The 25,965-nt window shown below is 62.9% G+C and carries 23 protein-coding genes, 1 other RNA gene and 2 pseudogenes; 12 read left to right on the top strand and 14 right to left on the bottom strand.

The annotated features are described in order from the left end of the window. Positions 1–15 precede the first annotated feature (15 nt). The 3 genes from modA to NKH21_RS07275 form a co-directional block, all read right to left on the bottom strand. Positions 16–807 (bottom strand): molybdate ABC transporter substrate-binding protein, encoded by a 792-nt coding sequence (gene modA, locus NKH21_RS07285; protein ID WP_352863781.1) that lies wholly within the window; start codon positions 805–807, stop codon positions 16–18. 240 nt (positions 808–1,047) lie between these two features. Continuing rightward, the gene (locus NKH21_RS07280; RefSeq protein WP_352863780.1) at positions 1,048–1,842 is read right to left on the bottom strand and encodes a thymidylate synthase; all 795 of its coding nucleotides are present in this window, start codon (positions 1,840–1,842) and stop codon (positions 1,048–1,050) included. 111 nt (positions 1,843–1,953) lie between these two features. Then, positions 1,954–2,265: a DUF2853 family protein gene (locus NKH21_RS07275; RefSeq protein WP_352863778.1), complete on the bottom strand. Its 312-nt coding sequence runs from the start codon at positions 2,263–2,265 to the stop codon at positions 1,954–1,956. A gap of 163 nt (positions 2,266–2,428) precedes the next feature. Here NKH21_RS07275 and ssrA point away from each other — a divergent pair. Continuing rightward, positions 2,429–2,784: a transfer-messenger RNA gene (gene ssrA, locus NKH21_RS07270) on the top strand. A gap of 82 nt (positions 2,785–2,866) precedes the next feature. On the opposite strand, the gene NKH21_RS07265 is transcribed toward ssrA, so the two are convergent. Continuing rightward, positions 2,867–4,663: an acetolactate synthase 3 large subunit gene (locus NKH21_RS07265; RefSeq protein WP_352863776.1), complete on the bottom strand. Its 1,797-nt coding sequence runs from the start codon at positions 4,661–4,663 to the stop codon at positions 2,867–2,869. 395 nt (positions 4,664–5,058) lie between these two features. Between NKH21_RS07265 and NKH21_RS07260 the strand changes: the two genes are divergently transcribed. After that, positions 5,059–5,799, top strand: a complete 741-nt coding sequence (locus NKH21_RS07260; protein WP_352863774.1) for an SDR family oxidoreductase — start codon at positions 5,059–5,061, stop codon at positions 5,797–5,799. Between the two features lie 72 nt (positions 5,800–5,871). Here NKH21_RS07260 and NKH21_RS07255 read toward each other — a convergent pair. Further along, positions 5,872–6,687, bottom strand: a pseudogene (locus tag NKH21_RS07255) (LysR family transcriptional regulator); the annotation flags it as partial. Positions 6,688–6,788: 101 nt separating this feature from the next. Next, positions 6,789–7,994 carry a multidrug effflux MFS transporter gene (locus NKH21_RS07250; RefSeq protein ID WP_023676705.1) on the bottom strand — a complete coding sequence of 402 codons (1,206 nt, stop codon included), beginning with the start codon at positions 7,992–7,994 and terminating at the stop codon, positions 6,789–6,791. A 162-nt stretch (positions 7,995–8,156) separates the two neighbouring features. Here NKH21_RS07250 and NKH21_RS07245 point away from each other — a divergent pair, with 162 nt between their 5' ends. From NKH21_RS07245 to NKH21_RS07230, 4 genes are all read left to right on the top strand, one after another. Then, positions 8,157–8,846 carry a TetR/AcrR family transcriptional regulator gene (locus tag NKH21_RS07245; RefSeq protein ID WP_352863772.1) on the top strand — a complete coding sequence of 230 codons (690 nt, stop codon included), beginning with the start codon at positions 8,157–8,159 and terminating at the stop codon, positions 8,844–8,846. Between the two features lie 134 nt (positions 8,847–8,980). Further along, positions 8,981–9,517 carry an SspB family protein gene (locus tag NKH21_RS07240; protein ID WP_352863770.1) on the top strand — a complete coding sequence of 179 codons (537 nt, stop codon included), beginning with the start codon at positions 8,981–8,983 and terminating at the stop codon, positions 9,515–9,517. A gap of 18 nt (positions 9,518–9,535) precedes the next feature. Further along, the gene (locus NKH21_RS07235) at positions 9,536–9,739 is read left to right on the top strand and encodes a DUF4169 family protein (RefSeq protein WP_352844474.1); all 204 of its coding nucleotides are present in this window, start codon (positions 9,536–9,538) and stop codon (positions 9,737–9,739) included. Between the two features lie 20 nt (positions 9,740–9,759). Beyond that, a complete protein-coding gene (locus tag NKH21_RS07230; RefSeq protein ID WP_352863768.1) occupies positions 9,760–9,981 on the top strand; it encodes a ribbon-helix-helix domain-containing protein in 222 nt (73 codons plus the stop codon). A 3-nt stretch (positions 9,982–9,984) separates the two neighbouring features. On the opposite strand, the gene NKH21_RS07225 is transcribed toward NKH21_RS07230, so the two are convergent. Beyond that, a complete protein-coding gene (locus NKH21_RS07225) occupies positions 9,985–11,778 on the bottom strand; it encodes a chloride channel protein (protein WP_352863766.1) in 1,794 nt (597 codons plus the stop codon). Positions 11,779–11,931: 153 nt separating this feature from the next. On the opposite strand from NKH21_RS07225, the gene NKH21_RS07220 reads away from it, so the two are divergent. Continuing rightward, positions 11,932–12,369, top strand: a complete 438-nt coding sequence (locus NKH21_RS07220) for a MarR family winged helix-turn-helix transcriptional regulator (RefSeq protein ID WP_352863764.1) — start codon at positions 11,932–11,934, stop codon at positions 12,367–12,369. Between the two features lie 11 nt (positions 12,370–12,380). On the opposite strand, the gene NKH21_RS07215 is transcribed toward NKH21_RS07220, so the two are convergent. The 4 genes and pseudogenes from NKH21_RS07215 to NKH21_RS07200 form a co-directional block, all read right to left on the bottom strand. Further along, a complete protein-coding gene (locus NKH21_RS07215) occupies positions 12,381–16,436 on the bottom strand; it encodes an AsmA family protein (RefSeq protein ID WP_352863762.1) in 4,056 nt (1,351 codons plus the stop codon). Between the two features lie 115 nt (positions 16,437–16,551). After that, positions 16,552–17,072, bottom strand: a pseudogene (locus NKH21_RS07210) (hypothetical protein). Between the two features lie 105 nt (positions 17,073–17,177). Beyond that, positions 17,178–17,735 (bottom strand): hypothetical protein, encoded by a 558-nt coding sequence (locus NKH21_RS07205; RefSeq protein ID WP_352863760.1) that lies wholly within the window; start codon positions 17,733–17,735, stop codon positions 17,178–17,180. 5 nt (positions 17,736–17,740) lie between these two features. Beyond that, the gene (locus tag NKH21_RS07200) at positions 17,741–19,159 is read right to left on the bottom strand and encodes an FAD-binding oxidoreductase (RefSeq protein WP_352863758.1); all 1,419 of its coding nucleotides are present in this window, start codon (positions 19,157–19,159) and stop codon (positions 17,741–17,743) included. Positions 19,160–19,278: 119 nt separating this feature from the next. On the opposite strand from NKH21_RS07200, the gene NKH21_RS07195 reads away from it, so the two are divergent. Next, a complete protein-coding gene (locus NKH21_RS07195; protein WP_352863756.1) occupies positions 19,279–19,764 on the top strand; it encodes a thioesterase family protein in 486 nt (161 codons plus the stop codon). Positions 19,765–19,911: 147 nt separating this feature from the next. Then, the gene (locus NKH21_RS07190; protein WP_352466944.1) at positions 19,912–20,109 is read left to right on the top strand and encodes a hypothetical protein; all 198 of its coding nucleotides are present in this window, start codon (positions 19,912–19,914) and stop codon (positions 20,107–20,109) included. Positions 20,110–20,185: 76 nt separating this feature from the next. On the opposite strand, the gene NKH21_RS07185 is transcribed toward NKH21_RS07190, so the two are convergent. Then, positions 20,186–20,665 carry an Lrp/AsnC family transcriptional regulator gene (locus NKH21_RS07185; protein ID WP_352863875.1) on the bottom strand — a complete coding sequence of 160 codons (480 nt, stop codon included), beginning with the start codon at positions 20,663–20,665 and terminating at the stop codon, positions 20,186–20,188. A gap of 90 nt (positions 20,666–20,755) precedes the next feature. Here NKH21_RS07185 and NKH21_RS07180 point away from each other — a divergent pair, with 90 nt between their 5' ends. After that, positions 20,756–21,658 (top strand): EamA family transporter, encoded by a 903-nt coding sequence (locus NKH21_RS07180; protein WP_352863754.1) that lies wholly within the window; start codon positions 20,756–20,758, stop codon positions 21,656–21,658. Here the strand turns inward: NKH21_RS07180 and NKH21_RS07175 are convergent, their stop codons facing one another. Continuing rightward, positions 21,659–22,558 carry a dienelactone hydrolase family protein gene (locus NKH21_RS07175; RefSeq protein WP_352863752.1) on the bottom strand — a complete coding sequence of 300 codons (900 nt, stop codon included), beginning with the start codon at positions 22,556–22,558 and terminating at the stop codon, positions 21,659–21,661. Positions 22,559–22,825: 267 nt separating this feature from the next. On the opposite strand from NKH21_RS07175, the gene NKH21_RS07170 reads away from it, so the two are divergent. Both NKH21_RS07170 and NKH21_RS07165 read left to right on the top strand, forming a co-directional pair. Then, on the top strand, positions 22,826–22,966 hold the full coding sequence (locus tag NKH21_RS07170) for a hypothetical protein (protein ID WP_352490323.1): 141 nt from the start codon (positions 22,826–22,828) through the stop codon (positions 22,964–22,966). A 9-nt stretch (positions 22,967–22,975) separates the two neighbouring features. Next, positions 22,976–23,407, top strand: coding sequence for a hypothetical protein (locus NKH21_RS07165; RefSeq protein WP_352863750.1), 432 nt, complete (start codon positions 22,976–22,978; stop codon positions 23,405–23,407). Between the two features lie 10 nt (positions 23,408–23,417). Here NKH21_RS07165 and NKH21_RS07160 read toward each other — a convergent pair whose 3' ends face one another. Further along, complete coding sequence (locus tag NKH21_RS07160; protein ID WP_352863748.1) at positions 23,418–25,730, bottom strand: glucose/quinate/shikimate family membrane-bound PQQ-dependent dehydrogenase; 2,313 nt, start codon at positions 25,728–25,730, stop codon at positions 23,418–23,420. Positions 25,731–25,965: the final 235 nt, after the last annotated feature.

The following is a 25,965-nucleotide window of genomic DNA, read 5'->3' as shown; positions in this document are numbered from 1 at the left end:
GTACGGTGCCGTTCGTCAGTTGCTCGGCGCAAGCATTGTAAAACCTTGCGCCTTGAAGAGTTCGCCAGCCTTGGCGGATTGCAGGCATTTCAGGAATGCCGGGGTATCCTTGCCCTTCGAATCCGCAAGCTGGGCAACCGGATAGATGATCGGCGGATGTGTATTGTCGGGGAAAGTGCCGATCACCTTCACGCCGGGCTCCGCATGCGCATCCGTGGCATAGACGATGCCGAGTGCTGCCTCGCCGATCGACACCAGTTTTAGGGCGGCGCGCACATTTTCGGCCTGCGCCACCTTGCCTTCGACGGAAGACCAGACACCGAGCGATTCGAGGGCTGCCTTGCCGTATTTGCCTGCCGGCACCGCCTTGACATCGCCCATGGCAAGTTTGCCGTCACCGACGAGCCCGGCAAGATCGAACCCCTTTTCAATCCTGGTCTCGACCTTGGAATCCCGCGGCGCAATCAGCACGATCTGGTTGCCAAGCAATTTCACTTCGGTGCCGGGCTTGGTCAGCTTCCTGTCGGCAAGATACTTCATCCAGTCGAGATCGGCAGAGATGAACAGGTCTGCCGGCGCGCCGCTTTCGATCTGCCTGGCCAGCGCCGAGCTCGCCGCGTAGGAAATGGTTGCCGCCTCGCCGACATCGGCCTCGCAGGCCTTGTTGACGGCGTCGAGCCCGTCCTTCAGGCTCGCCGCAGCAAACACGACCACCTTGTCATCGGCATGGGCCGCCGGCACCGCAGCCATCAGCATGGCGGCGAGACCCGCGAGGGCAATCGTCGTCGAACCTTTGCGCGCCTGCATGAAACTCTCCTCGTCCCGGATCGCCCAGAGCCGTCCATCGATATATCCATGTGAACATAACAAGGAAAGGCTCTTTACCGGCGACGGCATTCTGAGCTCAGGTTTCTCGGCGTGCGATAACCTCCGTTGGATACAGCGGTGTCGAGGCCAAAGGAAATATCACGTGAAATCAGTACCCGCGGCACGGGCAAGCGAGCGCAGCTGCAGCAGGCAATTTCGATATGGACAGTCAGGTAGGTCCTAGACCGCGATCGGCGCCTTGATCGTCGCGTCGGCGAAATAGTTCTCGAGCCGGAAATCCTCGAAGCGGAAGGCAAAGAGATCCTTCACCTCGGGATTTATCCAGAGCGTCGGCAACGCCTTGGGCGTGCGCCGCAATTGTTCGCGCGCCTGCTCGAAATGGTTCGAGTAAAGATGCGCGTCGCCGAGCGTGTGGATGAAATCGCCGGGTTTCAATCCGGTTACCTGCGCCACCATCAGCGTCAGCAACGCATAGGAAGCAATGTTGAACGGCACACCGAGAAAGATATCACCCGAACGCTGGTAGAGCTGGCAGGAAAGCTTGCCTTCCGAAACATAGAACTGGAACAGGCAGTGGCAGGGCGGCAACGCCATGGCCTCCACCTCGGCCGGGTTCCACGCCGAAATGATCAGCCGCCGCGAATTAGGATTTTTGCGTATCTCCTTCAGGAGATTCGCAATCTGGTCGATGGCGCCGCCATGGCCGTCCGGCCACGACCGCCATTGTTTGCCATAGACCGGGCCGAGATCGCCATTCTCGTCGGCCCATTCATCCCAGATCGAGACGCCGTGATCGTTGAGATACTTGATGTTGGTGTCGCCGGCCAGGAACCACAAAAGCTCGTGGATGATCGACTTGAGGTGCAGCTTCTTGGTGGTGGTGACCGGAAAGCCGCGGGCCAGGTCGAAGCGCATCTGGTAGCCGAATACCGAGCGCGTTCCGGTGCCGGTGCGGTCGCCGCGATCGGCGCCGTTTTCCAGCACATGCTTCAGAAGGTCGAGATACTGGCGCATCGGCTCCGGTCCGATTCGGGTTGTCAGCCATCATAGCCGAATGACCGTCGGCCGAACACAGCAAAGCGAGACGATTCCACCGGAGCCCACCGGCACCGGCGGCGAGTTTGCTCAGAGCGAGCCGAGCATGCCCAGATCCTTGGCGACGAGATAATAGAAGGTCACCCGGCTCTTGCTGTTGTCGGCCGCCATCGCCTTGCAGGTCTTTTCGATAGCCGCATCCGCCCTGGCGCCGTCGGTGACGCCGAGCTTGCCGGCGACCCAGCTGTTCCTGACGCGCTTCAGTTCCTCCGGGTCGGTGCAGGACACCAGCGAGGAATCGCGACTCCTGAGCGCGATGCCCAGATGCTTGACGATCCTGGCAACCGCGTCGGCATCCGCCGCCGCATCATATTTCTTTACGTCTGCGAGATAGTCGGCCATCGAATTTCCCCTCGTCGGCGCCACGGGATCCGGTGGATGAGGATTGTGGCGCGCTGCCGCAAATTATGCGCTAGGTCTCCTCACCGCCGCAAAGCTTCGGTTGAGACCGGCGGCAAGTCAACCCCTTGATGATCCACTTTGACACGGACGAAAGTGGCATTCCGGCCTTTCATTTTCCACCGCCAGTCCCTATATTCGCCTCGTCGGCTCGACCGACTATGGCGATAAACAGGCGATGAAATAAGCCGTTCGGACCCGGGGGCGGTACCCGGCGCCTCCACCAAAAACCGCTGTTCAGGAGCGGCTTTTGCTGGGGGCGAAATAGGATCGACGAAGGTGTAAAGATCGTACTTTTGCCCGGCATTGTACCACCGTTATCGGGCTAAACTTATAGTTGCCAACGACAACTATGCGGAAGCACGTCTCGCCGCGTAAGCGGTGCGACAGCTTCAATTCAAGCCCTAGTGGTTCGCACTTCTAGGCGGGGTTCGGAGGTACCTGGCAACAGAAACCTCCATTTCTCCCCTTTTTGACATGTGCAGCTGCAGGCTCGCCGGCGGGCTTTTTATGCGCCCTGATAGGCCCAAAGATGCCACGGCGTTCATACCAGCCCGTGGCTGATCGCATTGATCGCACCGGCGAATGTTTTGCCTGTGGCCTCATGTGACAACAGCATCTCATTGTGTCCCCTGCCCGTCCGGATCATCGGAAAACAATTGGCGAGCTTGGCAACACGACAGTCGAAGAGCACCGGCCGGTCCACATCGATGATTTCCTGTATCGCATCGTCAAGCTCGGCTGGTTTGTCGCAGCGCAGGCCGACCGCTCCGAACGCATCGGCCAATTTGACGAAATCGGGCAAGGCCTCGGAATAGGAATGTGCGAGGCGGTTGCCGTGAAGAATTTGCTGCCACTGGCGAACCATGCCCATATATCCGTTGTTCAGGATGAATATCTTGATCGGCGCGTCGTACTGGACTGCGGTCGACAGCTCTTTCATGGTCATCTGAACCGATGCGTCGCCGGCGATATCGATGACCAGGCTGTCCGGATGTGCGATCTGCACGCCCAGCGCCGCCGGCAGGCCGTAGCCCATCGTCCCGAGGCCGCCCGAACTCATCCAGCGGTTCGGCTTTTCGAAGCCGTAGAATTGGGCCGCCCACATCTGATGCTGGCCGACTTCAGTGGTGATGTATGTGTCGCGATCCTTCGTCAGCGCGTAGAGACGCTGCACCGCATATTGCGGCATGATCACATCCTTGTTCATCTCATAGGAGAACGAATTGCGTGCGCGCCAGCCGGCGATCCTTCTCCACCACTCCTGGAGGCGGCCTTCATCCGGCTTGCGAGGCAATGCGCGCCATAGACGAACCATGTCATCCAGAACATTGCCGACATCGCCTTGTATGCCGATATCGACATGGACGTTCTTGTTGATCGAGGACGGATCTATATCGATATGGATCTTGCTGGAGTTCGGCGAAAAAGCATCCACGCGCGAGGTCACGCGGTCATCGAAGCGCGCGCCGATACAGATCATGACGTCGCAATCGTGCATCGCCATGTTCGCCTCATAGGAACCGTGCAGGCCGACCATCTTGAGCCAGTTCTTGCCGGAGGCGGGGTAAGCTCCAAGGCCCATAAGCGTCGAAGTGACCGGAAAGTCGGTCAGTTGAACCAGCTCCCGGAGCAGTCTCGATGCTTCCGGGCCGGAATTGACGATGCCGCCGCCGGCATAAATAACGGGACGGCTGGCATTAGCCATCAATTCTATTGCCTGGCCGATCTTGCCGATGTCGCCCTGCAGCTTCGGTTGATAACTCTTCAGTGCGACAACGTCCGAAGGCGGCGTGTACACGCCGGACGCAAACAGAACGTCCTTTGGCATGTCGACGAGAACAGGCCCCGGTCGCCCTGACCGGGCGATGTGGAACGCCCTATGGATCGCTGACGCCAGGTCATTGACGTCTTTGACCAAAGAGTTGTGCTTGGTGCAGGATCGCGTGATGCCAATCGTGTCACATTCCTGAAAAGCATCGGAGCCGATCAATGTTGTCGGCACTTGTCCGGACAGACAGACGATCGGCACTGAATCCATCAGCGCGTCCTGCAGGGGCGTCACGGCATTCGTCGTGCCTGGGCCTGATGTGACCAGCATCACGCCGACCTTGCCCGTAGACCGGGCATAACCCTCCGCGGCATGGCCGGCGCCCTGCTCGTGGCGCACGAGGATATGCTTGATGTCGTCCTGCAGGAATATCTCGTCATAGATCGGCAATATGGCCGCGCCGGGATAGCCGAAAATATGCTCGACACCATTGTCTTTGAGTGCGCGGAGAACGATCTCCGCTCCTGTCATGCGGTTGCTCGTATCCTGAATGGAATTATCGCCTGTCATGGTTCTGTCCCGTAGCGTGATGAGGATGGGTTGACGGGGCATCGCCGAAATCGGGCGTAAGAAGAATTTCGGGCATAAAAAAAGGCCCCGTCGGGAGCCTGTTTGTCGCGCACGGGTGGCTGTCGCCGGATGGTTACACCATCCTGCCCGTGCGCTTTCCTACCACTGCAAGAACCATTGCGATCGTCATGATGATCGCTGCTACACAGAAAATCGCGCATCGTCAACGTCTCAGGCTGAGGCGTCTCAGGCTGAGGTAAAAGCCCCATCATCGGAACCTCCGATGGCAGCATTCGTTTCTTCCCGTTTCCCTTCTTCCATGCCTTTGCGGGACAAGGCCTCAGTTTCTCGCCGCGTGTGGTCATGCCCGGCGAGCTGCCTCATGGAGAGATAACATGAACCAGGAAACCACACCAAAACACGAACGCATCCTGATCGCTGGCGGCAGTTCCGGCATGGGGCTGTCGCTTGCCGAACAGCAGCTTGCCGCCGGCGCCGAGGTTACGATCGTCGGCCGCTCCGAGGACCGGTTGTCGGCCGCGCGGCAGCGCTTGCCTCATCCGGAAAGGCTGAGGACGATCGCAGCCGACGTCACAAACGAGGACGAGGTCCAGCGCCTGTTCCAGGATGTCGGCACGCTCGACCACATCGTCTCGACCGCCGCCGACGTTACCGGCGTCTACGTGTTGCTTCCCGAGATGGATATCTCGGTGGCGCGGAAAGTGATGGATTCCAAAATCGTCGGGCCGCTTCTTCTTGCCAAGCATGGCGCGCCTCGTCTGACGCCCGGCGGATCGATCACGCTGACTTCGGGCATCGCCGCCTATCGTCCGGCGGCGAAAGGCTCGGTGGTAGCAGCCGTTAATGGGGCCCTTGGCTCACTCGCCTACGCGCTTGCCATCGAACTGGCGCCGATCCGCGTCAACGTCGTCTCGCCCGGCTGGGTCGACACGCCGATTTGGGATGCCGTCGTCGGCAGCGGCAAGACGGCCGCGCTGGAGGCCATGGCAAAGCGCCTGCTCGTCGGCCGGATCGGCCAGGCAGCCGACATTGCCCAAGCCATCACGTCCCTGATGCATAACGGCTTCATCACCGGAACCGTGCTTCATGTCGATGGTGGCCAGCGGCTGGTCTAGCAATGGCCAAATTTCGCGTACCATTGCGAGGAACAGCCGCAAGACCGGCGCTTGAATGCGCCGGTGGCGCCATACCATGGTGACCGGCGTCACCGGGCTGATTCCGACCCAGGGCAGCACGACGATATTGGCGTCAGCCGCAGAAGCCACGAGACGCGGGACCAGCGCGCATCCCAGACCGCTTTCAACAAGGCTCCGTATCGCGCCCATGCTGGCGAACTCGCCAACCAGCCTCGGACGGTCGGGCAACGTTGCGGCAAACGTTTCGTCGAACATCCGCCGATAGACGCAGCCGGGCTGGGTGACGAGGAAAGCCTCGTCAGCCAGATCGTCGGGCGTCATGGTAGAATGTCCGGCCAACCGGTGATTTGCCGGCATTATGGTGACGAGCTCTTCTACTGCCACTTGCTCGCTTCGCAGCTCCGGCGCCACCGCCGGGACGGCCCCGAAATGGAAAGATACGTCCAGCGCCCCGCTTGTCACGCCGGCACGCAACCCACTGCTATCGTCCACCCTGAGGTTCAGTTCCACATCGGGATGACGCCGATGGAATTCCCCCAGCAAAGCTGGCAAGCGTGTCGAGCAAAGCGTCTCCAGGCCGCCGACCGTCAGGCGACCGGCAAGCGTGCCGCTCGCGTCGGCGACAGCGGAACGGGCTTCGTCCGCGAGGTCGAGGAGATCGTTTGCGTAGTCGAGCAGGCGCTGTCCCGCCGCCGTCAGCTTCAAGCTACGCCGTGACCTGTCGAACAGCGACGTGCCCAGATCGGCTTCCAGCGCCTGGATCTGTTCGGTCACGCTCGATTGGGCAAGATGAACCCGCTCGGAGGCGCGCGTGATGTTCAAGGTGGTGGCGACCGCCACGAAGGTCTTGAGATGTCGAAGCTGCATGTCCTGAACCCGTCATATAGGCATAGGCTGCTTTGAACCGGGACCGCAAACGTGAAAAGGCCGGGAACATCGCCCGGCCTTTTTGTCTCGATAGGTGAAGCTTACTCCGCCGGCGCTTCCGCAACGTCCCGGCTGCGGCCGAGCGTTATCTTGGCCAGCGTGAAGGAGATCGCCGCGCAGAGCGTGATGCCCGCCACCATCGGCAGCGGCGTGCCGTCGAAAAACACGCCGGCGACGCCCATGGCGACCGCGCCGATGGCGAAGTGCAGCGTGCCCATCAGCGCCGACGCGGTGCCGGCGATCTCGCCATGCTCTTCCATGGCCAGCACCGACGTGGTCGGGATGACCAGGCCGAGAAAGCCGTAGCCGATGAACAGCAGCGCCGCCATCACGTCGAGCCGGTCGACACCCGATGCCATCACCGCGAACAGCACCACCATCGTCGTCGCATAGCCGGTCACCGCGACGCGCACCACGCGCTGCAGCCCGAACCGCTCGGATAGCAACCCGGTCAGCTGCGACATGCCGATAAAGGCAACCGCATTGATCGAGAAGAACACGCTGTAGACCGAAGGCGACAGCCCATAATGGTCGATCAGGATGAAGGACGAGCTCGATAGATAGACGAAGAAGCTCGCAATGCCGAAGCCGGCGATGGCCGTCAGGCCAAGGAAGTTGCGGTCCCCCATCAGGAAGCGGTAGCCGGAAAGTGCCGTCCCGAAGGACGACCCGGCGCGCTCCTCGACCGGCCGCGTCTCCTTGAGCGAGGTCGCCAGCAGGATGGTGGCGAGCACGGCCGCGCCCGTCACCGTCCAGAACACAGCGCGCCAGCCGAAATTCTCGATGATCTGGCTACCGGTCAGCGGCGCCAGGATCGGCGACACCGAAAACACCAGCATCAGCAGCGACATCAGCTTGGCGGCCTCGGTGCCGGTATGCAGGTCGCGCACGATCGCGCGCGGCACGGCCATGCCGGCGCTGGCGCCGAGCCCTTGCAGGAAGCGGAAGGCGATCAGCCATTCGATCGAGGGGGCCAGCGCCGAGCCGACGCCGCCGACCATGAACAGCGCCAAGCCGCCGTAGAGCGGCAGCTTGCGGCCAACCATGTCGGAGATCGGTCCGACGACGATCTGGCCGAAGCCCATGGAAAGAAAGAAGATCAGCAGGCTCATCTGCACCGCGGCAGTGCCGGCATGCAGATCCTCGCCGATTGACGGCAGGGCCGGAAGATACATGTCGATGGCAAACGGGCCGATCGCGGACAATAGGCCGAGCACGACCGCAATGCGGAGGAATTTGGCGTTCATGATAGCAGGCTCTTTCGAATTCTGGCTGCCGCCGAGGACCGGCGTGTAACCCTAGGACGTTCCATCCCGTGGAGTTCCGACTCTTCTGCGGAACCCCTTCGTGCAAGTCCACAAATTTAGACAGGCTTGTCTAATTCGTCAACCACCTCTATATAGTTTTGCATGAAGGTCAACGTTTCTCCTGACATTTTCCCGCCGCGGGGCCATGAGGCCAAGCGGATGTCGATTGTCGACGCCGCCGCCTCGGTCTTCTGCCGCGAAAGCTTCGCCGGTGCCAATATCGACATGATTGCCGCCGAGGCCGGCGTCTCTCGCCAGACCATCTACAATCATCATGGCGACAAGGAAAAACTCTTCGTTGCCATCGTCCGCGACCTCACCGAACGTTGCAATGCCGGCATCTTTGCCACGATTTCCACTTTTCCCGATCAGCCGAAGGATCTCGAGGCCGACCTCATCGCCTTTGCTGTGCGGATGAATCACAATTGCATCTGCAACCGCGACGGCAAATTCCTGCGCAAGTTGATCCAGACCGAGGGCGGGCGCTATCCCGAGTTGTTCGCCGAATGGCGCGAAGAAGGACCGGGCAGGACGTGGCCGGCTATCGCCGCTCGCTTCGCCCGCCTCGCTCATGCCGGCTTGCTTGATATCGACGATCCCGATGTCGCAGCGCGCCAGTTCATGGCGCTTGCCAATGCCGAATTGCAGACGACATTCATGCTCGGCGGTACACCGACCGAGGACGAGGTGGTGCAATCGGCGACAAATGGCGTGCGCACCTTCCTGCGCGCCTTCGGCAAGCGGCAGCCGGTGTCCCGGGCAAGCAAACAGCGCGCGCTCGCCAACGCTTGACGATCAAAGCCGTTTGACGATCAAATCGTCGCCAATGGGCTTCGCTTCCGCACGCCGGCGATCTATATCCGGTTTACGCCGCGCTCAAGCTTGATTACAGCTATCAGGACGATTCAACGGAACCCGACAGCCACATGGCCGACGACCACATCCGCTACGACATTCTGGCCCAGGAGGCGTTGCGCGGCGTCATGCGCAAGGTCCTGGCCGAGGTCGCGCGCACCGGTCTCCCGGGCAACCATCATTTCTTCATCACCTTTCTCACCGGCGCGCCGGGTGTGCGCGTGTCGTCGCGGCTGCGCGAGCGCTATCCCGAACAGATGACCATCGTCATCCAGTTCCAGTATTGGGACCTGAAGGTGAGCGACACCGGTTTCGAAGTCGGGCTGTCGTTTTCCGACGTCCCGGAAAAATTGGAAATCCCGTTCTCGGCCGTGCGCGGCTTTTACGACCCGTCCGTCAACTTCGAGCTCGAATTCGACGTCAAGACGGATGCCCCGGCGGAACAGGAGACAAAGGCCAAGCCTGCTCCCGAGCCGCTGGCCATCGTCGCCGAGAAAAAGCCCGAGACGAAGAAGAAAGCCGCTGAGGCGGAAAAGAAGCCTGCCGCGGCCGACGCCGGCGCCAAGGGCGCCGACGTGGTGTCGCTCGACGCCTTCCGCAAGAAGTGACCCGTCAGGCGGCGTGACATGGCCGAGATCGTCAATCTCCGTCAGGCACGCAAGCAGAAGGCGCGAGCCGAGAAGGAGCGCCTGGCCGAACAGAATCGGGCGCTGCATGGCCGTTCCAAAACCAGCCGGGATCGCGACCGCCTGATCGCCGACAAGGCCGACAAATTCGTCGCCGGCCATCGCCGCGAGAAATCCGGCGATTCGGACAAATCCGATGCTTGAAGTGTGAATAGGATCGTCGCGTGAGCCTGGTCGAAAAGCGCTCGGTAACCATTCGCGGCCACCGCACCAGCTATTCGCTTGAAAAGCCTTTTTACGACGACCTGGTCGCCATCGCGGCCGTGCGAAAACTGACGCTCGCCGCCCTTGTCGCCGAAATCGACGAGAGCCGCCCGCGCGATGCCAACCTCTCCTCGGCGCTCCGGCTCTATGTGCTGGACTGGGCCAAGCGCGGCAATTTGTAGCCTTCAGGCGACGCTGTCCTGTTTCCTGCGCCGCGTGCCGAAGCCCAGCAAAGCCGAGCGGTCGCGTTCTTCGGCCTGCTTCTTCGATCTGACGCGCATCAGGTCCTTCCAGCCGACATAGCCCACCAGCCGGGCAGTTTCTCGCGTGACGACCGGCAAATGGGACACGTTCGCCATCAGCAGCTTGTCGGAGAGGCCCTCGAGATACTCATCCGGATAGGCCAGCGTGACCTTGCTGCCGGCCAGCAGTTCGCCAAGCGTCGTCGTGCGGTGCTTGCCGGCGCGTCTCCAGCGCAGGATCGCCGGCGGGTCGATAACGCCGAGCACGTGGCCCTCTTCATCGACGACCGGAAAGCTCGGATGCCGCGTCTCGGGCGCCGTCAGGAACGCTGCAGCGCCGTGCAGCGTCATCGTCGCCGGCGCGCTTTCGACCTCGCTGGTCATCACCTCGCGCACCCTTGTCAGGGCGAACGGATCGACACGGTATTCGCGAATCATGTGATGCCCTCGCCTTGCGATTTTTTCGGTGAGGATCGAGCGCTTCATCAAGAGAACAGTCACCGCATGCGCGGTGGCGGTCGCCGCGATCAGCGGCACCAGGACATGGGTGTTGCCGGTCAGTTCAACCGCAAAGAAGGTGGCGGTCAGCGGCGCGCGCATCGTGCCGCCCATCGTCGCCGCCATCGCCAGCAGCGCCCAGAAGCCCGGATCCGCGGCCGGCAGGAAGCCAGCGAGGACCGCGCCCATCGCTCCGCCCATGATCAGCAGCGGCGCCAGCACACCTCCCGACGTCCCCGAGCCGAGTGCGACCGACCAGATGATCGCCTTGACCACCAACAGGGTGAGCGCAGCGGTTGCTATCGTGCGGCCATCCAGCATGTCGGCGATATTGTCATAGCCGACGCCGAGCGCCTGCGGCTCGATCAGCCCGCCAATGCCGACCACCAGCCCGCCGAGCATCGGCCACCACATCCAGTGGATGGGCAGCTTCTGGAAACCGTCCTCGCAGGCGTAGACCATCTGGGTCAGCAACCCCGATAGCAGCCCGGCTGCCAAGCCGACCAGCAGCCAGCCGGCAAGGCCGGGAAATGAAACCTCCATGCCGCCCTGAAACGGGAAGATCGGCCCAGGCAGATGCAGCATGGTGCGCTCGACCTCGGCAATGATGGCAGCGACCGCCACGGGAATGAAGCTGCGCGGCGTCCACTCGAAGAGCAGCAATTCCACTGCAAGCATGATGGCGGCGATCGGCGTTCCAAACACGGTGGTCATGCCGGCCGCCGCACCCGCCACCAGCAGCGTCTTGCGTTCATTGTCGCTGACCGGCAGCATCTGCGCGATCAGCGAACCGATGGCGCCGCCGGTCATGATGATCGGCCCTTCCGCGCCGAATGGCCCGCCGGTACCGATCGAGACTGCCGACGACAACGGCTTCAGGATTGCCACCTTGGCGTCGAGCCGCGAGCGTCCGAGCAGGATCGCCTCGATGGCTTCGGGAATGCCATGGCCGCGGATCTTTTCGCTTCCGAAGCGAGCCATCACACCGATGATCAGTGCCCCGATCACCGGAACAAATACCGCGGCATAGCCAAGCGGCGTATCCTGCAGTTTCAGGTCGGCGAGCGTGAACTGGCCAAAATAGGCGATGTTCGTGGCAAGCCGGATCAGCTTCAAAAGGGCAATGCCGGCAAACAACCCCGCCGTTGCCACCACCACCGCGATGCCTGCAATGAGCAGCACCCTGGCATCGGTGGTAAAATCGCGCAGATGGCCGGGGTTGGCATGATCGGATTTCATTTGCAAACCTTGCTTTCTGGCGGCGTGCCGACTTGCGGATCGGTCGCCGGCCGTGCCACCGAAGATGGCGGGCACCAGCCATGTTGGTTCGCTCTGTATCGTAACACGATATAAATATTCAAGGCCCGTTTGCGGCTTTGTCGAAAGGAATCGATGGCAGACACTTCGAAGCCACAAAAGCGTGGCGCCACGATCGGGCCGGCCGACTACCAGAGGCTGTCCGAATTTCGCTACCTGATCCGCTGCTTTCTCGAATTCAGCCAGATCCAGGCGCAGGAAGCCGGCCTGACGCCACGCCAGCACCAGGCCCTGCTTGCGATCAAGGGATTTCCCGGAGGAGGGCCGGTGACCATTGGTGACCTCGCGGAACGCCTGCGCATCCGCCATCACAGCGCCGTGGAATTGGTCAACCGTCTTTGCGAAGCCGGGCTCGTCGCGAGAGATCACGACGAGGAGGACCACCGCCGCGTGCTGCTGCGGCTGACCGAGCGCGCCGACGACAGTCTCGCCGATCTGTCAGCCGCTCATCTCGACGAACTCGGGCGGATCGAGCCGATGCTCAAGCGCTTGCTTGCTGGACGCGACACATAAGGGAAGAGCCGTCACCCGCCATTCAGCGATTTTAGCAGATCGTCGATCGACGAGGGATCGAACTTGAGCTTTGGCGGCGTCGGGCTTGGCGGTGGCACGTTATTTGCGGCCGGTGGCGCCCGTTCCGCTCGCTCCGCCGCGGCCTTGCGTTCGGCGTCGAGCTTGGCCTTCTCTTCCGAGGCGATCCGCAACGCCTCTTCCGCCCTCCGGCGTTGCTGTTCTTCGGCCTGCGCTGCTTCCTCGGCAGCCTGTTGCGCCGCCTTGGCTTTGGCTTCGGCATCCGCTTCGGCCTTTGCAGCCGCCTCGGCTTTCGCCCTGGCCTCCGCTTCGGCCTTCGCCGCTGCATCCGCCTTCGCCTTGGCTTCAGCCTGCGCCCTGGCCTCCGCTTCGGCTTGGGCTTGCGCCTCAGCTTCGGCCTTTGCCTTGGCGTCCGCTTCAGCCTTTGCCTTGGCCTCGGCCTGCGCCCTCGCCTCCGCTTCGGCTTGGGCCTGAGCCTCGGCTTCAGCCTTTGCCCTGGCGTCGGCCTCAGCCTTCAGCCGCGCCGCTTCCTCCTGCTTGCGCCGTTCCGCCGCCGCTCTTTCACGCTCGGTTTGCAGGGCAGCGTAGTAGCGCACCTCACGCCGCAGCCTTTGTTTCTCGAGCAGAGCGGCTTGCATGGCTTCGACCCGCTGCTGCTCCTTTTCCAGTGCACGCTGGGTCAGGAACTGTGCCAGCGGCTCGCTGTCGAATTGCCGTTTGGTGGCGCCGAACGGCCCGTCGACGCTGAAATTCAAAATCGGTTCGGAGCCGACCAGCGCCTCGTCGCCGGGCCGGTAAGCGATCTCGCCCTTGGCATCGACGGTGCTGGTGTTCAGATCGGCGGTGATGTCGGCGGACAGCGTCGCGCCCGGGCTTTCGAATTTGACCGGTGGTGCTCTCAGCGTGCCGCCGGCGATAGTGAAGGCAATATCGGTGTCCTGCGCCGGAAAACTGCCGGCCGCGGCGATCTGCGGCACAAAGTCGGCAGTCTTCGAGGCGTCGATATTGCGCCCTATCGCGTCGGCCTTGGCGATGAAAGCGCCAAAGGCATCCGGATTGAAGCCGGCAATAGTCATGCCCTTGAGCGTTGCCGTGCCGGAACCGGACAGCGCCGCGACCATCGCGTCGACCGATTTGCCGCTGGTCGAAAGCGCCGTCGAGAAATCGCCGCTTCCGCCGATGCCGGCCTCCGGCAGCACGGCTGTCAAATCGGAGCCGGCGAGTTTCATCTGACCGGAGAAAAGCCCGGTGCCGTCATTGTTCTTGAGCTCGAACAGGCCACTCAACGCGCCGCCGAGGAATTTTGCCTTGAGGTCGGAAACGCGGATACCCTCCTGGTCGAGCTGCAGCGACAGCGCAGCGTCATAGGCGGTGGCAAGCGGGCCGGCGGAAAGCGACGCCGCCGTCAGATCGAGATCGGCGGTAAATGGCAGACTGGATTTCTGGCTGAACGGTGCTGTCGGCCAGGCCCCGTCATTGACAAGGAAGGCCTGGTCGCCGAACAGCATCACCGCCATCGGATCGAGGTCCAGCTCGTCCAGCGACAGCGCGCCGGCAAGATGCGGCAGCCCCTCTTTGACGTCGATATTTACGTCACCGGAAACCGCCGCTTCATTGACGGCGCCGCTGAGGCCGCTCAACACCAGGAGACCGTTGCCGTAGTCGGCATCGGCAGCAAGCGACGTCGACATACCGGTCCCCATGCCGGGCAGGCCGACGCCGGTCGTCATCAGCCATGGCTCGATGTCGGCCGTTTCAAGGCTGACCTTGCCCTTGGCGGCCGCGCCCTGAGGCGTGTCGGCAATTGTCCCGTCGAAACCAGCTTTGAAGTCGTTGCCGGCCAGGCTGAAGCGTGTCGCCAGGCCGCCGCCAAGCGTGCCTTTGGCCGAGACGTCGGTGGTCGCCTCGCCGAGCATGCCGAGCGGCAGCGCCGGCAGACCGTAAAGCGCCAGAAGCGCGGTGGCGTCGGCGTTCCCTGCGTTGAAGGTCAACGTCACCGGCGCTTCGAGAGGCCGGTCGAGCGCCCCTTTGCCGGACAACGATGCGGAAAAGGCCGAACCACCGGCCTTGCCCTGTGCGCTCATAGCCAGTCCGGTCGTACCGTCGCCATTGTCTGCGGCACTCGTGACCGCGTCGATACGCGCATCCTGGAACAGCTCGGGATAGGCAGCAGCCCGCTCCGCCAGCCCCTTCAGCACCGCATTGTCCGGATAGTGCCGGACGGCGACGTCGATCAGCGGCTTGAGGTCGACGGCGACCACAGAGGCGTTGAGTTTGCCGGTCGGGCTCGCCGGGAAATCCTTGATCCGGCCGGTGGCGCTGATCGAGGCTCCGGCAAGTCCGCCGACCGACAGCCGGTCGATCTCAAGCAGCCCGTCGCGTAGTCTAAGCGCGGTGTCGACGCTGTCGGCGGTCAACCCGCCGGCGCTGACCGGCCCGGCCTTGATCTGGAAATCGAGGTCGCGGTCGGAAAAGCGGTTGGCGCCCTTGTCGCTGACGAAGATCGAGGCGAAGGCGGCGAGCCCATCAACGTCGAGTTCGCCGCCTTCCAGTTGCATCAGCACCGATGGACGAGTGTCGTCGGGCTGGCTGGAATCGATGCGGCCGGAGAACTTTGCCTTGCCGAGGATGAGCTCGAGATCGCTGAAGGCCTGGTGTTTTTCGCTCAAATCCACCTTGGCCTTGAAGCCGGCGGCCGGTAAGCGGCGGATCGCCTCGTCGACGTCCTTCGACAGCCAGGCGGCAAAGCCGGAGGGCTGCGCGACCGCCAGAAGCAGCGATCCGGTGAAACCGAAACGGTCCTCGACGCTGACCATGCCTTTGGCTTCCAGCTTGGCGCGGCCGGGCAGCGTGGCGGCCAGCGATTTTACCGCCCAGCCACCCTCGGCCGGCTCGGCGGACAGGTGCACGTCACGAACGGTGGTATCGCCTGCCACCACCGCCGGCAGTTTCACCTCGACCGTGCCCGGTATGGTCGACTTCGGCAGATCGAGCAGCGCCTGCTCGAGCGCCGCCACCCGCTCCGATAGCGTCAGTCCGGCACCGGCCGCCGCCCCCACCGCTTCGTCGAACTGCACCTGCGCGCCATTGGCCTCGATCGAGAAATGCGGCTTCAGCCCAAGGTCGACCGCAGCCTTGCCGTCGGCGGTGTAGGGATTGTCGAGCGGCCCGGTCTCGAAGCGGAATTCGTCGACGCCGAGCTTCTGGTGGTCGAGCGAAAACTTGCCGTTCAGCCTGAAGCCCGGGTCCGGTTTGCCGGCGCTGACTTTCAGCGCCTCGCCGCCGGTGCCGCGCGGCAGCGCCGCAGCCCGGTCTGCACCCGATATCTTGAACTGGCCCGAATAGACCGCGGCGCCCTCGACGAGGCCCACATTGCCGTCGGTCTCGACGACTAGCGGATAGGCGTCCGGATCGGCCTTGAGCCTGAGCCGCATTTGCCCGTCTGGTTCGGCCTTGCCGGTGGAAACGGCGATCGTGGTCCGCAACCCGTCCAGCAACAGCGAACCGTCCATCCGCCAGGGGCCGGCCAGCGACTTGGCAGAGATCGTCGAGTTGATCTCGGAAATAAGATGGCTGCGCCCGCCGGCGGCGTGGCTGAGCGCGATCTGTCCTTCTGTAACCGTCAGCTTCTCGATGGAGATCTGGCCGGGATCGAAGGGCGAGGACGGCCGTATCGTCCAGTCGACCGTGCCGTCGGCGGCGATGTCGATGGTCGCCTTCGGCCGCACCAGGCGCATGTCGAAGATCAGCACTTCACCGCGCAGGAATGGCGCGAGTTCTGCATCCATCGAAAAGGTTTCGACGGTCATCGCCGGATGGCCGTTGGGGCCACCGGCAACGGCGACGTTCGAGAACGTCACCGAGGGAAACGGCAGCAGCCTTGCCGTTGCATCGCCTCGCACGGTCACCTTGCGGCCGAGAACGGCACTCGCCTCGCGCTCGAAATCGGCACGGTAACCCGTCCAGTCGACAAAGTACGGCACCACCAGCGCCGCACACAGCACCAGCACAAGAAGCCCACCGAAGATCACGAACAGGCGTGCGAGCATGAACTCCGAAGCGATTGGTTGAAATTCAGCCGCACTCTACCCGCATCAGCGTGTCGATAAAGAGGCAATTCCCGCCGGACAGGCTTCCAGGGCAAAAGAAGGCGGGCAGGAAAACTCAGCGTGCGTCGCGCTTTGCCTGCGCCACCTTTGCCGCCTGCCGCTGCCGGCCGAGTTCCATCGGGCGGATCAGATTCTCAGGCCGCCGGCTCACGATCGCGCGCATGCCTTTGTGCGCGGTGCGCGTGTTGAACTCGGGACCGTCTGCCGCAGCGCCCTGCTTCATGGACAGCGCCTTGCGTGCATTCTCGACCAGCGAAACACGCGCTGCCATTTGACGGCGGCGTTCGGCCTCGCCATTGAGCCGCCGCATGGTCATTGCCAGAACCGCCAGCTTCAACTGCGAACTCCATCGGCCTTCGAGGCGCCGGCGCCCTTTGGCGTGCCCTTGCCGCGGATTTCGCGGCGGCGGCGATGCGCCTCGGTCTGGGCCTTGTCGCGCCGTTCCCTCAGGAGCTTGACCAGGCTGGCAAGTTCGGCGTCGGCAAGATGCTGTACCGTTGGATGGTGCGACTTCTCGACGAGAGCACGTTCGTCGGCGCTCAGCGCCCGAGCCTCTTCCTTGCGTGAAATCGCCATGTTGCTTGCTCCTCCGTTTGCCACGTTTGCCCTGGTTTCAGGCATTGGCAACGTCCGGAGTCTCCGACCAAATGTCGCTGCGGTCAAGGCTGATGGACCAGCGGATCAATCGCGTCGCCAAAGCCGGTCGAGAAGCCGTATTCGTTTGTCTGGCAGCGCCGTGGCGCTGGGACTGATGGCCGCCATAAACGAGGTCAGAACCGACCCGTCGCGACAGTTCATCGAAAAGCTCTCCGCGACAAATTCAAGCGTCGAGTCGTGGAAAGTGAAGATGAAGTGCCGATAGCCAGAAAACAGCCCAGGCCGATGAGAACTGTGAACTCGATTTGCATGTTCCAGCGAACCGATCCATGACGAGTTGAGTACCTCAAATGCAGCATAGGGCTGCAAGCCCAGTTTGTAGAGCCGATGGCCGCTCAAGGCCTCATCGTTCGGCAGGCCGAATTGAAGTGCCAGGCAAGGCTTTGCCGTCAGGATCGCAATCGATTGGCCGTTGGTTACAGGCGAAACCGAGCGCGGATTCGTCCCATCGAATGACGGATCCGTCTTGTTGACGATATAGGCGACCAGCAACTTGTCTTCGTCGGCAAAGACGTGAGGTAGTGGTGCACCGGCGGAAAGAGGCGGTGCTTCGATGGGCAGAAGAGCCTCGCCTGCGGCCATCGCCGTTATTTCCCGATTGCCGGCAATATCTTGCCCGGGTTCATGATGTTCAGCGGATCGAGCGCCTGCTTGATCGTGCGCATGATGTCGACGCCATGGCCAAGCTCATGCCGCAGGAAGCCGATCTTGCCTTGCCCTATGCCATGCTCGCCGGTGCAGGTGCCGTCCATGGCGATGGCGCGCATATTGAGCCGCGCCACGAATTTTTCCGCCAATGCGATCTCCTTCGGATCGTCCACGTCCATCAGCACCAGCACATGGAAATTGCCGTCGCCGGCATGGCCGACGATCGGCGCGATCAGGCCCATCTCGGCGATATCCGCCTCGGTCTCGGTGACACATTCGGCAAAGCGCGAGATCGGCACGCAGACATCGGTGGAGAGGCCCTTGGCGCCTGGCCGCAGCGTCAGCGACGACCAGTAAGCGTCGTGCCTGGCTTTCCACAATTTCGTCCTCTCTTCGGCGACGCTGGTCCACAGGAACGGGCCGCCGCCATTTTCCTCGGCGATTATGCCGAAGGTCTCGGCCTGTTCGGCGACGCTGGCATCGCTGCCGTGGAACTCGACGAACAGGCAGGGGCTCTCCGGATAGTCGAGCTTCGAATAGGTCTTCATCGCCCGCATCTGCAGTGCGTTGACCAGTTCGATGCGCGCCACCGGAATGCCCATCTGGATGGTTGCGATCACTGCGTTGCACGCCGCCTCGAGGCTGGGAAACGGACAGACGCCGCCTGAAATCGCCTGCGGAATGCCCTGCAGCTTCAAGGTCAGCTGGGTGATGATGCCAAGCGTGCCTTCCGAGCCGATCAGCAGCCGCGTCAGATCATAGCCGGCCGAGCTTTTCTTGGCGCGCTTGCCGGTCGTCACTGCTTCGCCGTCGGCCATCACCGCCGTCAGCGACAGGACGTTCTCGCGCATCGTGCCGTAGCGCACCGCGTTGGTGCCCGACGCACGCGTCGCAGCCATGCCGCCGAGCGAGGCGTTGGCGCCCGGATCGATCGGAAAGAACAGGCCGGTGTCGCGCAGGTGCCGGTTCAGATCCTCGCGCGTCACACCGGGCTCGATGGTGCAATCGAGATCCTGCGGATTGACCGCAATGATGCGGTTCATGCGTGACGTATCGAGCGAGATGCCGCCGCCCGGCGCATTGGTGTGGCCTTCCAGCGAAGAGCCGACGCCGAAGGCAATCACCGGCACGCGATGTGCCGCGCATGCGCGCACGATCTCCTGCACCTCCTCCGTCGTCTCGGCAAAGGCGACGCCGTCCGGCGCCTGCGTCGGGATATAGGTCGTGGTGTGCGCGTGCTGGGCGCGGATCGCCTGGCCGGTCTGGAATCGCTCGCCGAGCCGCTGCTTGAGGATGCCGAGTACGGCGGCGATCCCTTCTTCATTGCGCTCGACCGGATTGAGGTCGCTTAGAGCCATCGATTCCTCCGCGAATGGACCAGCGTCCACCCTTGTTCTGCATCTAGGGATGCGTAGTCTCACCAACCACGCTCTGTCCAGTCCACGCTCACCCCGGCATGACGAGAAGGAAGTTTCCGATGCCCATCCCCGCCCCTTTCTTCTCTCGCGCCATGGACATCGAAGAGGCCTGGATCGACTACAACGGCCATCTCAACATGGCCTATTACAACGTGCTGTTCGACCGTTGCTCCGACGAAGCCTTCGAGATGATGGGGATGGGGCCGGATTATGTGAAAGAACGACGGCTGACCATCTACACCGCGGAAGTCCATGTCTGCTACGTCCAGGAACTGCATCTCGACCACAAGGTCACGGTCTCGTTCCAACTCCTCGACCATGACGAGAAGCGGCTGAGGGCCTATCAGGAAATCCGCCATCTCGACGGCTGGCTCGCCGCCACCTCCGAAACGCTGTCGCTGCACGTCGACATGGCTGGTCCAAAGGTCGCGCCCTTCCCCGCCGACGTCCTGGCCAAGGTGGAAGCGATGCGCGCCGCCCATGCCGCGCTGCCGATGCCGGAGCGCGCCGGTCGCTCGATCGGTATTCGTCGTAAGTCGGCTTGAACCGCAGTCCAACCGCCGTTAACCTTACCGAGGTTTTAACGTGAACAAGCCGAATTGAGACGTTGAACGACTCAGCGCGGCGTTGGAAAACCGTCCGCATCGAATTGCGATACGGGCGGCGGAGCAGCAGCGGTTCGGGGAACGTGCATGAAAACCGACATCAAGGTCGAGGCGGACAGGCTGGCGGCTGATCCACGCATCACCGACTATGATTTCTGGCGCTCGCTGAAGAACCTCAACAACGAGATCTTCCACATTGCCAACAACAACGAGCCGATCCCCTTCGCTATGATCCGCTGGCGCGCCATCCTGAAGCAGGCGCGGATTAAACGCGGCCACGCCTGAACGGTGCGGGAAGAAACAGACCGGCCGTCCGGTTTGCATTTCTGATGATGTGCTGGCTGACGAACGACCCCAACCCTCAAGGCAGCCGCTTCACCGCACCCAGCGGCGATCGCGGCACCACCGGCGACGACTGGATGATCGCCGTATTGGTCATCGCATGGGGAATGATCCTGTCGATCACCCGTTCGAGCTCGGCAACCGAGCCGACATGCGCCAGCGCGATGAAGCAGTCCTCGCCGGTCACCCGGTCGCATTGGGCGATTTCCGGCAGGTCGCGGATGATGTCGGCCACCACGGCGAGCTGTCCCGGCACCGGCCTGATGCGCAGCCATGCCGACAGCTTCATGCCCAGTGCGGCCGGATTGATGCGCACCGTATAGGCCTCGATCACGCCGCTTTCCTGCAGCCGCTTGATGCGCTCGGCAACGCTCGGCGCCGACAGGCCGACCGAGCGCGCCAGTTCGGCGGTGCTGGTGCGCGCATCCTTCTCCAGCAGGCGCAGGATTTTCAGGTCTGCCGGGTCCAGATCGCTATTTTCATTTCGAAGGCGCTTCAGCGGAATGCTCCTTGCTTTCGGAAAGGAAATGGCCGCAATGCCAGGCCATCATCCATATCAATGGCAAAAATCGCCTGCGATACTGATCCCATGCAAGATCGGACGCAAGCCCCGGCAGCAAGTCCGGCACTCGCCGGCCCCGCCTTTACCTTGGCAAACGCGGTCCCGCCGCATCTCTGGTTCGGCGTCAGCGCCGTGTTCCACTATCTCGGACCGGCCTTCGCGGTGCTGCTGTTCCCGCATGTCGGCGTGCTCGGCATGGCTTGGCTGCGCATCGCCACCGCTGCACTCGTCTTGGCCCCATTGACCCGGCCATGGGCGGTCTTCGCCCGCGCCGATCGCTCGACGCGATTGTTGCTTGTGCCTTTCGGCGTCTGCCTTGGGGTGATGAACTGCTCGTTTTACCTGGCGCTCGACCGGCTGCCGATCTCGCTGGTGGCGGCAATCGAATTCGTCGGCACTATCGGCGTCGCGCTTGTCGGCCTCAGAAGCCCGCGCAATCTCGCCGCCCTTGCCATCGCCGTCGCCGGCACCTTGCTGCTCATCGACGTCAAATGGTCGAGCGACCCGGTCGGCCTGTTCTGGGCCTTCCTCAACGGCGCGCTGTTCGTTGGCTATATCGTGCTCGGCCACCGCGTCGCGCGCGCCGGCGCCGGCGACGGCATCGCCGGGCTGGGTGCCGCCATGGCGGTCGCCCTTCTCGTCGTACTGCCGATCGGTTTTGCCGATGCACTGCCGGCTTTCTCGGCGCCGCCGCTGCTGCTTGCAGCGGTCGGCGTTGGCATCTGCTCGTCGGTCATTCCCTATGTTTGCGACCAGCTTGCCATGTCGCGGCTGCCGCGCTCCAGCTTCGCGCTCATGCTGTCTTTGCTGCCGGTCACCGCGACGTTGATCGGCGTCATTGTGCTGCGGCAGGTGCCGAGCCTCACCAACTGCATCGGCATCGCGCTGGTGGTGGCCGGCGTTGCATTTCACAAACCGGCGCCCGCCTGATCAGGCCAGCTTCTCCTTGAGGAAGGCGATCGTCCGGCCCCAGGCGAGATCGGCCGCCTTCTTGTCGTAGCGGGCCGCCGACGTGTCGTTGTTGAAGGCATGGTTGGCGCCTTCATAGACATAGACCGAGTATTCGACATGGGCCGCGTCGAGTTCCTTCTTGAAGGCGTCGATGCCGGCATTGGTGCGGGTGTCGAGCCCGGCATAATGCAGCATGAGCGCGGCCTTGATCTTCGGCACGTCCTGGGCCTTCGGCTGCATGCCGTAATAGGCGACGGCGGCGGCGAGGTCCGGCGCGTTGACGGCCAGCATGTTCACCGTGCCGCCGCCCCAGCAGAAGCCGACGGCGCCGACCTTGCCGTTGCCGTCCTTGTAGCCCTTGAGGTAGGCGACCGTTGCCACGGCATTGGCGGCGACCTGTGCTGGATCGAGCTGGGAAAACAGGTCACGTGCCCTGTTTTCATCGCCCGGCGTGCCGCCGAGGGGTGTCATGAAGTCCGGTGCGAGGGCTACGAACCCTTCCAGCGCCACGCGCCGCGCCACATCGCGAATATGCGGGTTGAGGCCCCTGTTCTCATGCACCACGATGACGGTGCCGAGTTTGCCGGTCTGGTCCGCCGGCCTGACCAGATAGCCCTTCATCTGGCCGCCGCTGCCGGGATACCTGATGTCCTCGCCTTTCACACGCGGATCGTCTTCCGCCACGATTGCCGCCTGGGCCGAGTTCGCCGCCAGCAGCGGCGCGATCGCGGCCGCTGCCGCACCCGATCCGGCAAGCCTGGTCAATTGCTCCATGAAGCGCCGCCGGTCGAGCGTCAGATGCGTGTATTCATCATAGGCATCGATCATCGCCTGGGTAATGACAGGCTCGGTGGAAGTGGGTCCGGCAGATGTTGTCATGGCGCGCTCCTCGTCGGCCCCCCGCGGCAACATAGAGCCGAAGCTTGCCTGGTCCAGTCACGGCTGAGTGAGGCTGCCAAAAGTCCCTGCACGGAGGCCGTGATGCCGCGCGCCGCACTGTCGTTAAATTTTGGTCCTGTGTGGCAATGCTAAATGCACGCACCACGATGTAAAAAGAAGGGCTATGCGTTACTCGGGCCATTTGGCGAACGAGAATGGCCATTTGGCGGGAAAAGAATGCCTGATTGACTACGAAGGAATACGCCAATGACCTTTCCCTCCGCGCTTCTGGCAAGTGGGTTCGCACTCGCCGCTATGACTTTGCTGGCGCTGCGGTTCACCGCCTTCAAACGATCGTTGGTCAAGGTCCGCGCCAACCGGCACCCGCCCGCAAACACCAAAGCCTGAGGAAAGATCATGGACGTTCAGGACATCATCAACACCGTCTCCCAGAAGTCCGGTCTCAACCAGGCTTTGACGGAAAAGATCGCCGGCACGATTTTCTCGGTGCTCGAACACGAGGCGGAAGGCACGACCCTGTCGAGCTTCTTCGCCAAGATCCCGGGAGCCGACGCTCTGGCCAAGCAGTATGATGTCATGGCTCCCGGCGCAGCTTCCGGTGGTGGTCTCCTGTCCTCGCTGGAGGGCGCGCTCGGCGGCGCTCTCGGCGAAAAGACCGGCGCGCTGATTAACGGCGTCGCCATACTCAAGGCATCGGGCCTCACTCTGGCACAGATCAGCCAGGCCGGCACGATGCTGGTCCGGCAGGCCGAGACAGCCGCCGGCCCGCAGCTGACCAGTGAGGTCCTTGCATCGGTACCCGACCTGAAAGGGCATCTCGGGCTCTGAAGGAACTTCTCTATTTCGGCAGTGTATAGGCCATCACATAGTCGCCCGGCTTGGTGCCGACCGAGCCGTGGCCGCCGGCAACGATGACGACGAACTGGCGTCCGTCGGCTACCGTGTAGGTCATCGGTGTCGACTGCCCGCCGGCAGGCAGCCGCGCCTGCCAGAGCTGCTTGCCGGTCGTCAGGTCATAGGCGCGCACATAGTCGTCGACCGCCGCACCAAGGAAGGCGACGCCACCGGCGGTGATCATCGGCCCGCCAATGCCGGGCACGCCGACCTTGAACGGCAGCGGCAGCGGCGTCATGTCGTAGACGGTGCCGTTGCGGTGCTTGTAGACGATCTTGCCGGTCCGAAGGTCGGCGCCCGCCACATAACCCCAGGGCGGCGCCTGGCAGGGAATGCCGAGCGGCGACAGGAACGGCTTCAATATCACTGCGTAAGGCGCACCGTCATTGCGGTTCAGGCCCTGTTCGCTGCCCTTGGTGTCGCCGGGCGGCGGCACGTCGGCGCGCGGCACCAGTTTGGAGATGAACGCCAGGTATGTCGGCATGCCGAACATCACCTGCCGGACCGGATCGACTGCCACGCCGCCCCAATTGAAGGTGCCGAAATTGCCGGGGTAGATCAGCGAGCCCTGCAGTGACGGCGGCGTATAGCGGCCCTCATAGCGCAGCTTCCGAAGCTCGATCCGGCAGGCCAGCTGGTCGAACATGGTGATGCCCCACATGTCGGCGCCGGTCAGCGGTTTCGGACTGAAGCTGAGATCCGAGACCGGCTGCGTCGGCGAGGTATGGTCGCCTTCGATCGCGCCGCCCGGCGCCGGGACTTCCTTGACCGGGACGATCGGCTCGCCGCTGCGCCGGTCGAGCACATAGAGGTCGCCCTGCTTGGTCGGCCCGACCAGCGCCGGCACCACGCCACTTTCCGTGGTGATGTCGACCAGCGTCGGCTGCGCCGGCACGTCCATGTCCCAGAGGTCATGGTGCACGGTCTGTCGCACCCAGCGCAATTGTCCGCTGTTGAGATCGAGCGCGGTGATCGACGAGGAGAATTTCTCGTCATTGGCGCTGCGTCCTGCGCCGAGCTGGTCCGGCGTCTTGTTGCCGAGCGGCACATAAAGCAGGCCGAGTTTCTCGTCGGCGCTCGCCGTCGACCACATGTTGGGCGAATTGTTGGTATAGGTTTGGCCCGGCGGCAGCGGCGTCGTCTGGTCCGGATTGCCGGAATCCCAGTTCCACAACAGCGCGCCGGTGTCGGCATCGTAGGCACGGATGACCCCGGACGGCTCCTGTGTCGAATAATTGTCGTTGACCGCGCCGCCGACGATGATCTTGTTGGCGACGATCAGCGGCGCCGAGGTCGAATAATAATAGCCCGGCTTCGGATATGGCATGTTGGCAAGCAGGTTCAGCGTGCCACCTTCGGCGAAAGTCGGGCAGACCTGGCCGTTCGCGGCATCGAGCGCGATCAGCCGGGCGTCGGACGTCGGCAGGTAGATGCGTGTGGCGCAGGGCTGGCCGGCGGCGATCTTGGCATCGGCATAGTAGGACACGCCGCGGCAGGTCTGGTGCTGACGGTCCTTGTTCAACTTGACCTGCGGATCGAAGCGCCATTTCTCCTTGCCGCTCGCGGCATCGATGGCGATGGCGAAATTATGCGGCGTGCAGATATAGAGCGTGTCGGCGATTTTCAGCGGCGTCACCTGATAGGTCGTCTCGCCGATGTCGTCGGGCCCTTTCACGTCGCCGGTGCGATAGGTCCAGGCCGGCTGCAGATTGGCAACGTTTTCGGCGGTGATCTGGTCGAGCGGCGAATAGCGCTGGCCATATTGCGTACGGCCGTAATAGTGCCATTCGCCGGCCGGCACGTTGCCGCCGAGATCGGCCGTCGGCGTCACCTTGTCGGTGTTGAGTTCACCCGCAATATCCTTTGGATCGGTCGTCATCGAATAGCCGGCGACCGCAAGCGAGGCCAGCACGGCGAGGATCAGCGGGGCGCGTCCGTCGGGACCGGTAAGCCCGCGCCGCGCCCATGGCGTCAACAGCCATAGCGCGACAAGGACGATGATGCCGCCGCGCGGGCCGAGCTCCCACCAGTCGAAGCCGATCTCCCAGACCGCCCAGGCGAGCGTGCCGAGCACGATCGCCGCATAGAGCCACAGCGCCATGGATCTGCGCCTATAGAGCAGCCAGGCGGTGATAAGGAAAGCTAGGCCGACGATGACGTAATACCAGCTGCCGCCCAGCGTCACGAGCCAGATGCCGCCGCCGCCAACCGCCAGGCCGATGAGGAAAAGGATCAGGGAGGTGATGACCACAGCCAAGACGGTGCTCCTTCGACTGGTGCGCTCCGCGACGCGTCCATGGGCAACCCCGCATTGCGTTCCTGCCCCCACGCAACTTTCTCCGGCCCGCCTCCCCTGTCAAGCAAGCTCGGCGTTTTACGGCGCCGGCCCTCGGCAAGCCCGGCGTTTTGGTTAGCGGACCCATTCCAGATTGTGAGTCTACCGACTGGACAGAGAACAAAACGGAGACACTTCTGGCCTTTCGCTGCCGAAT

Source organism: Mesorhizobium sp. M1329, from assembly GCF_040318035.1.
Lineage (GTDB): Bacteria > Pseudomonadota > Alphaproteobacteria > Rhizobiales > Rhizobiaceae > Mesorhizobium.
Note: the sequence above shows the minus strand (reverse complement) of the source record. Positions and strands in the feature narration are given on the sequence as shown.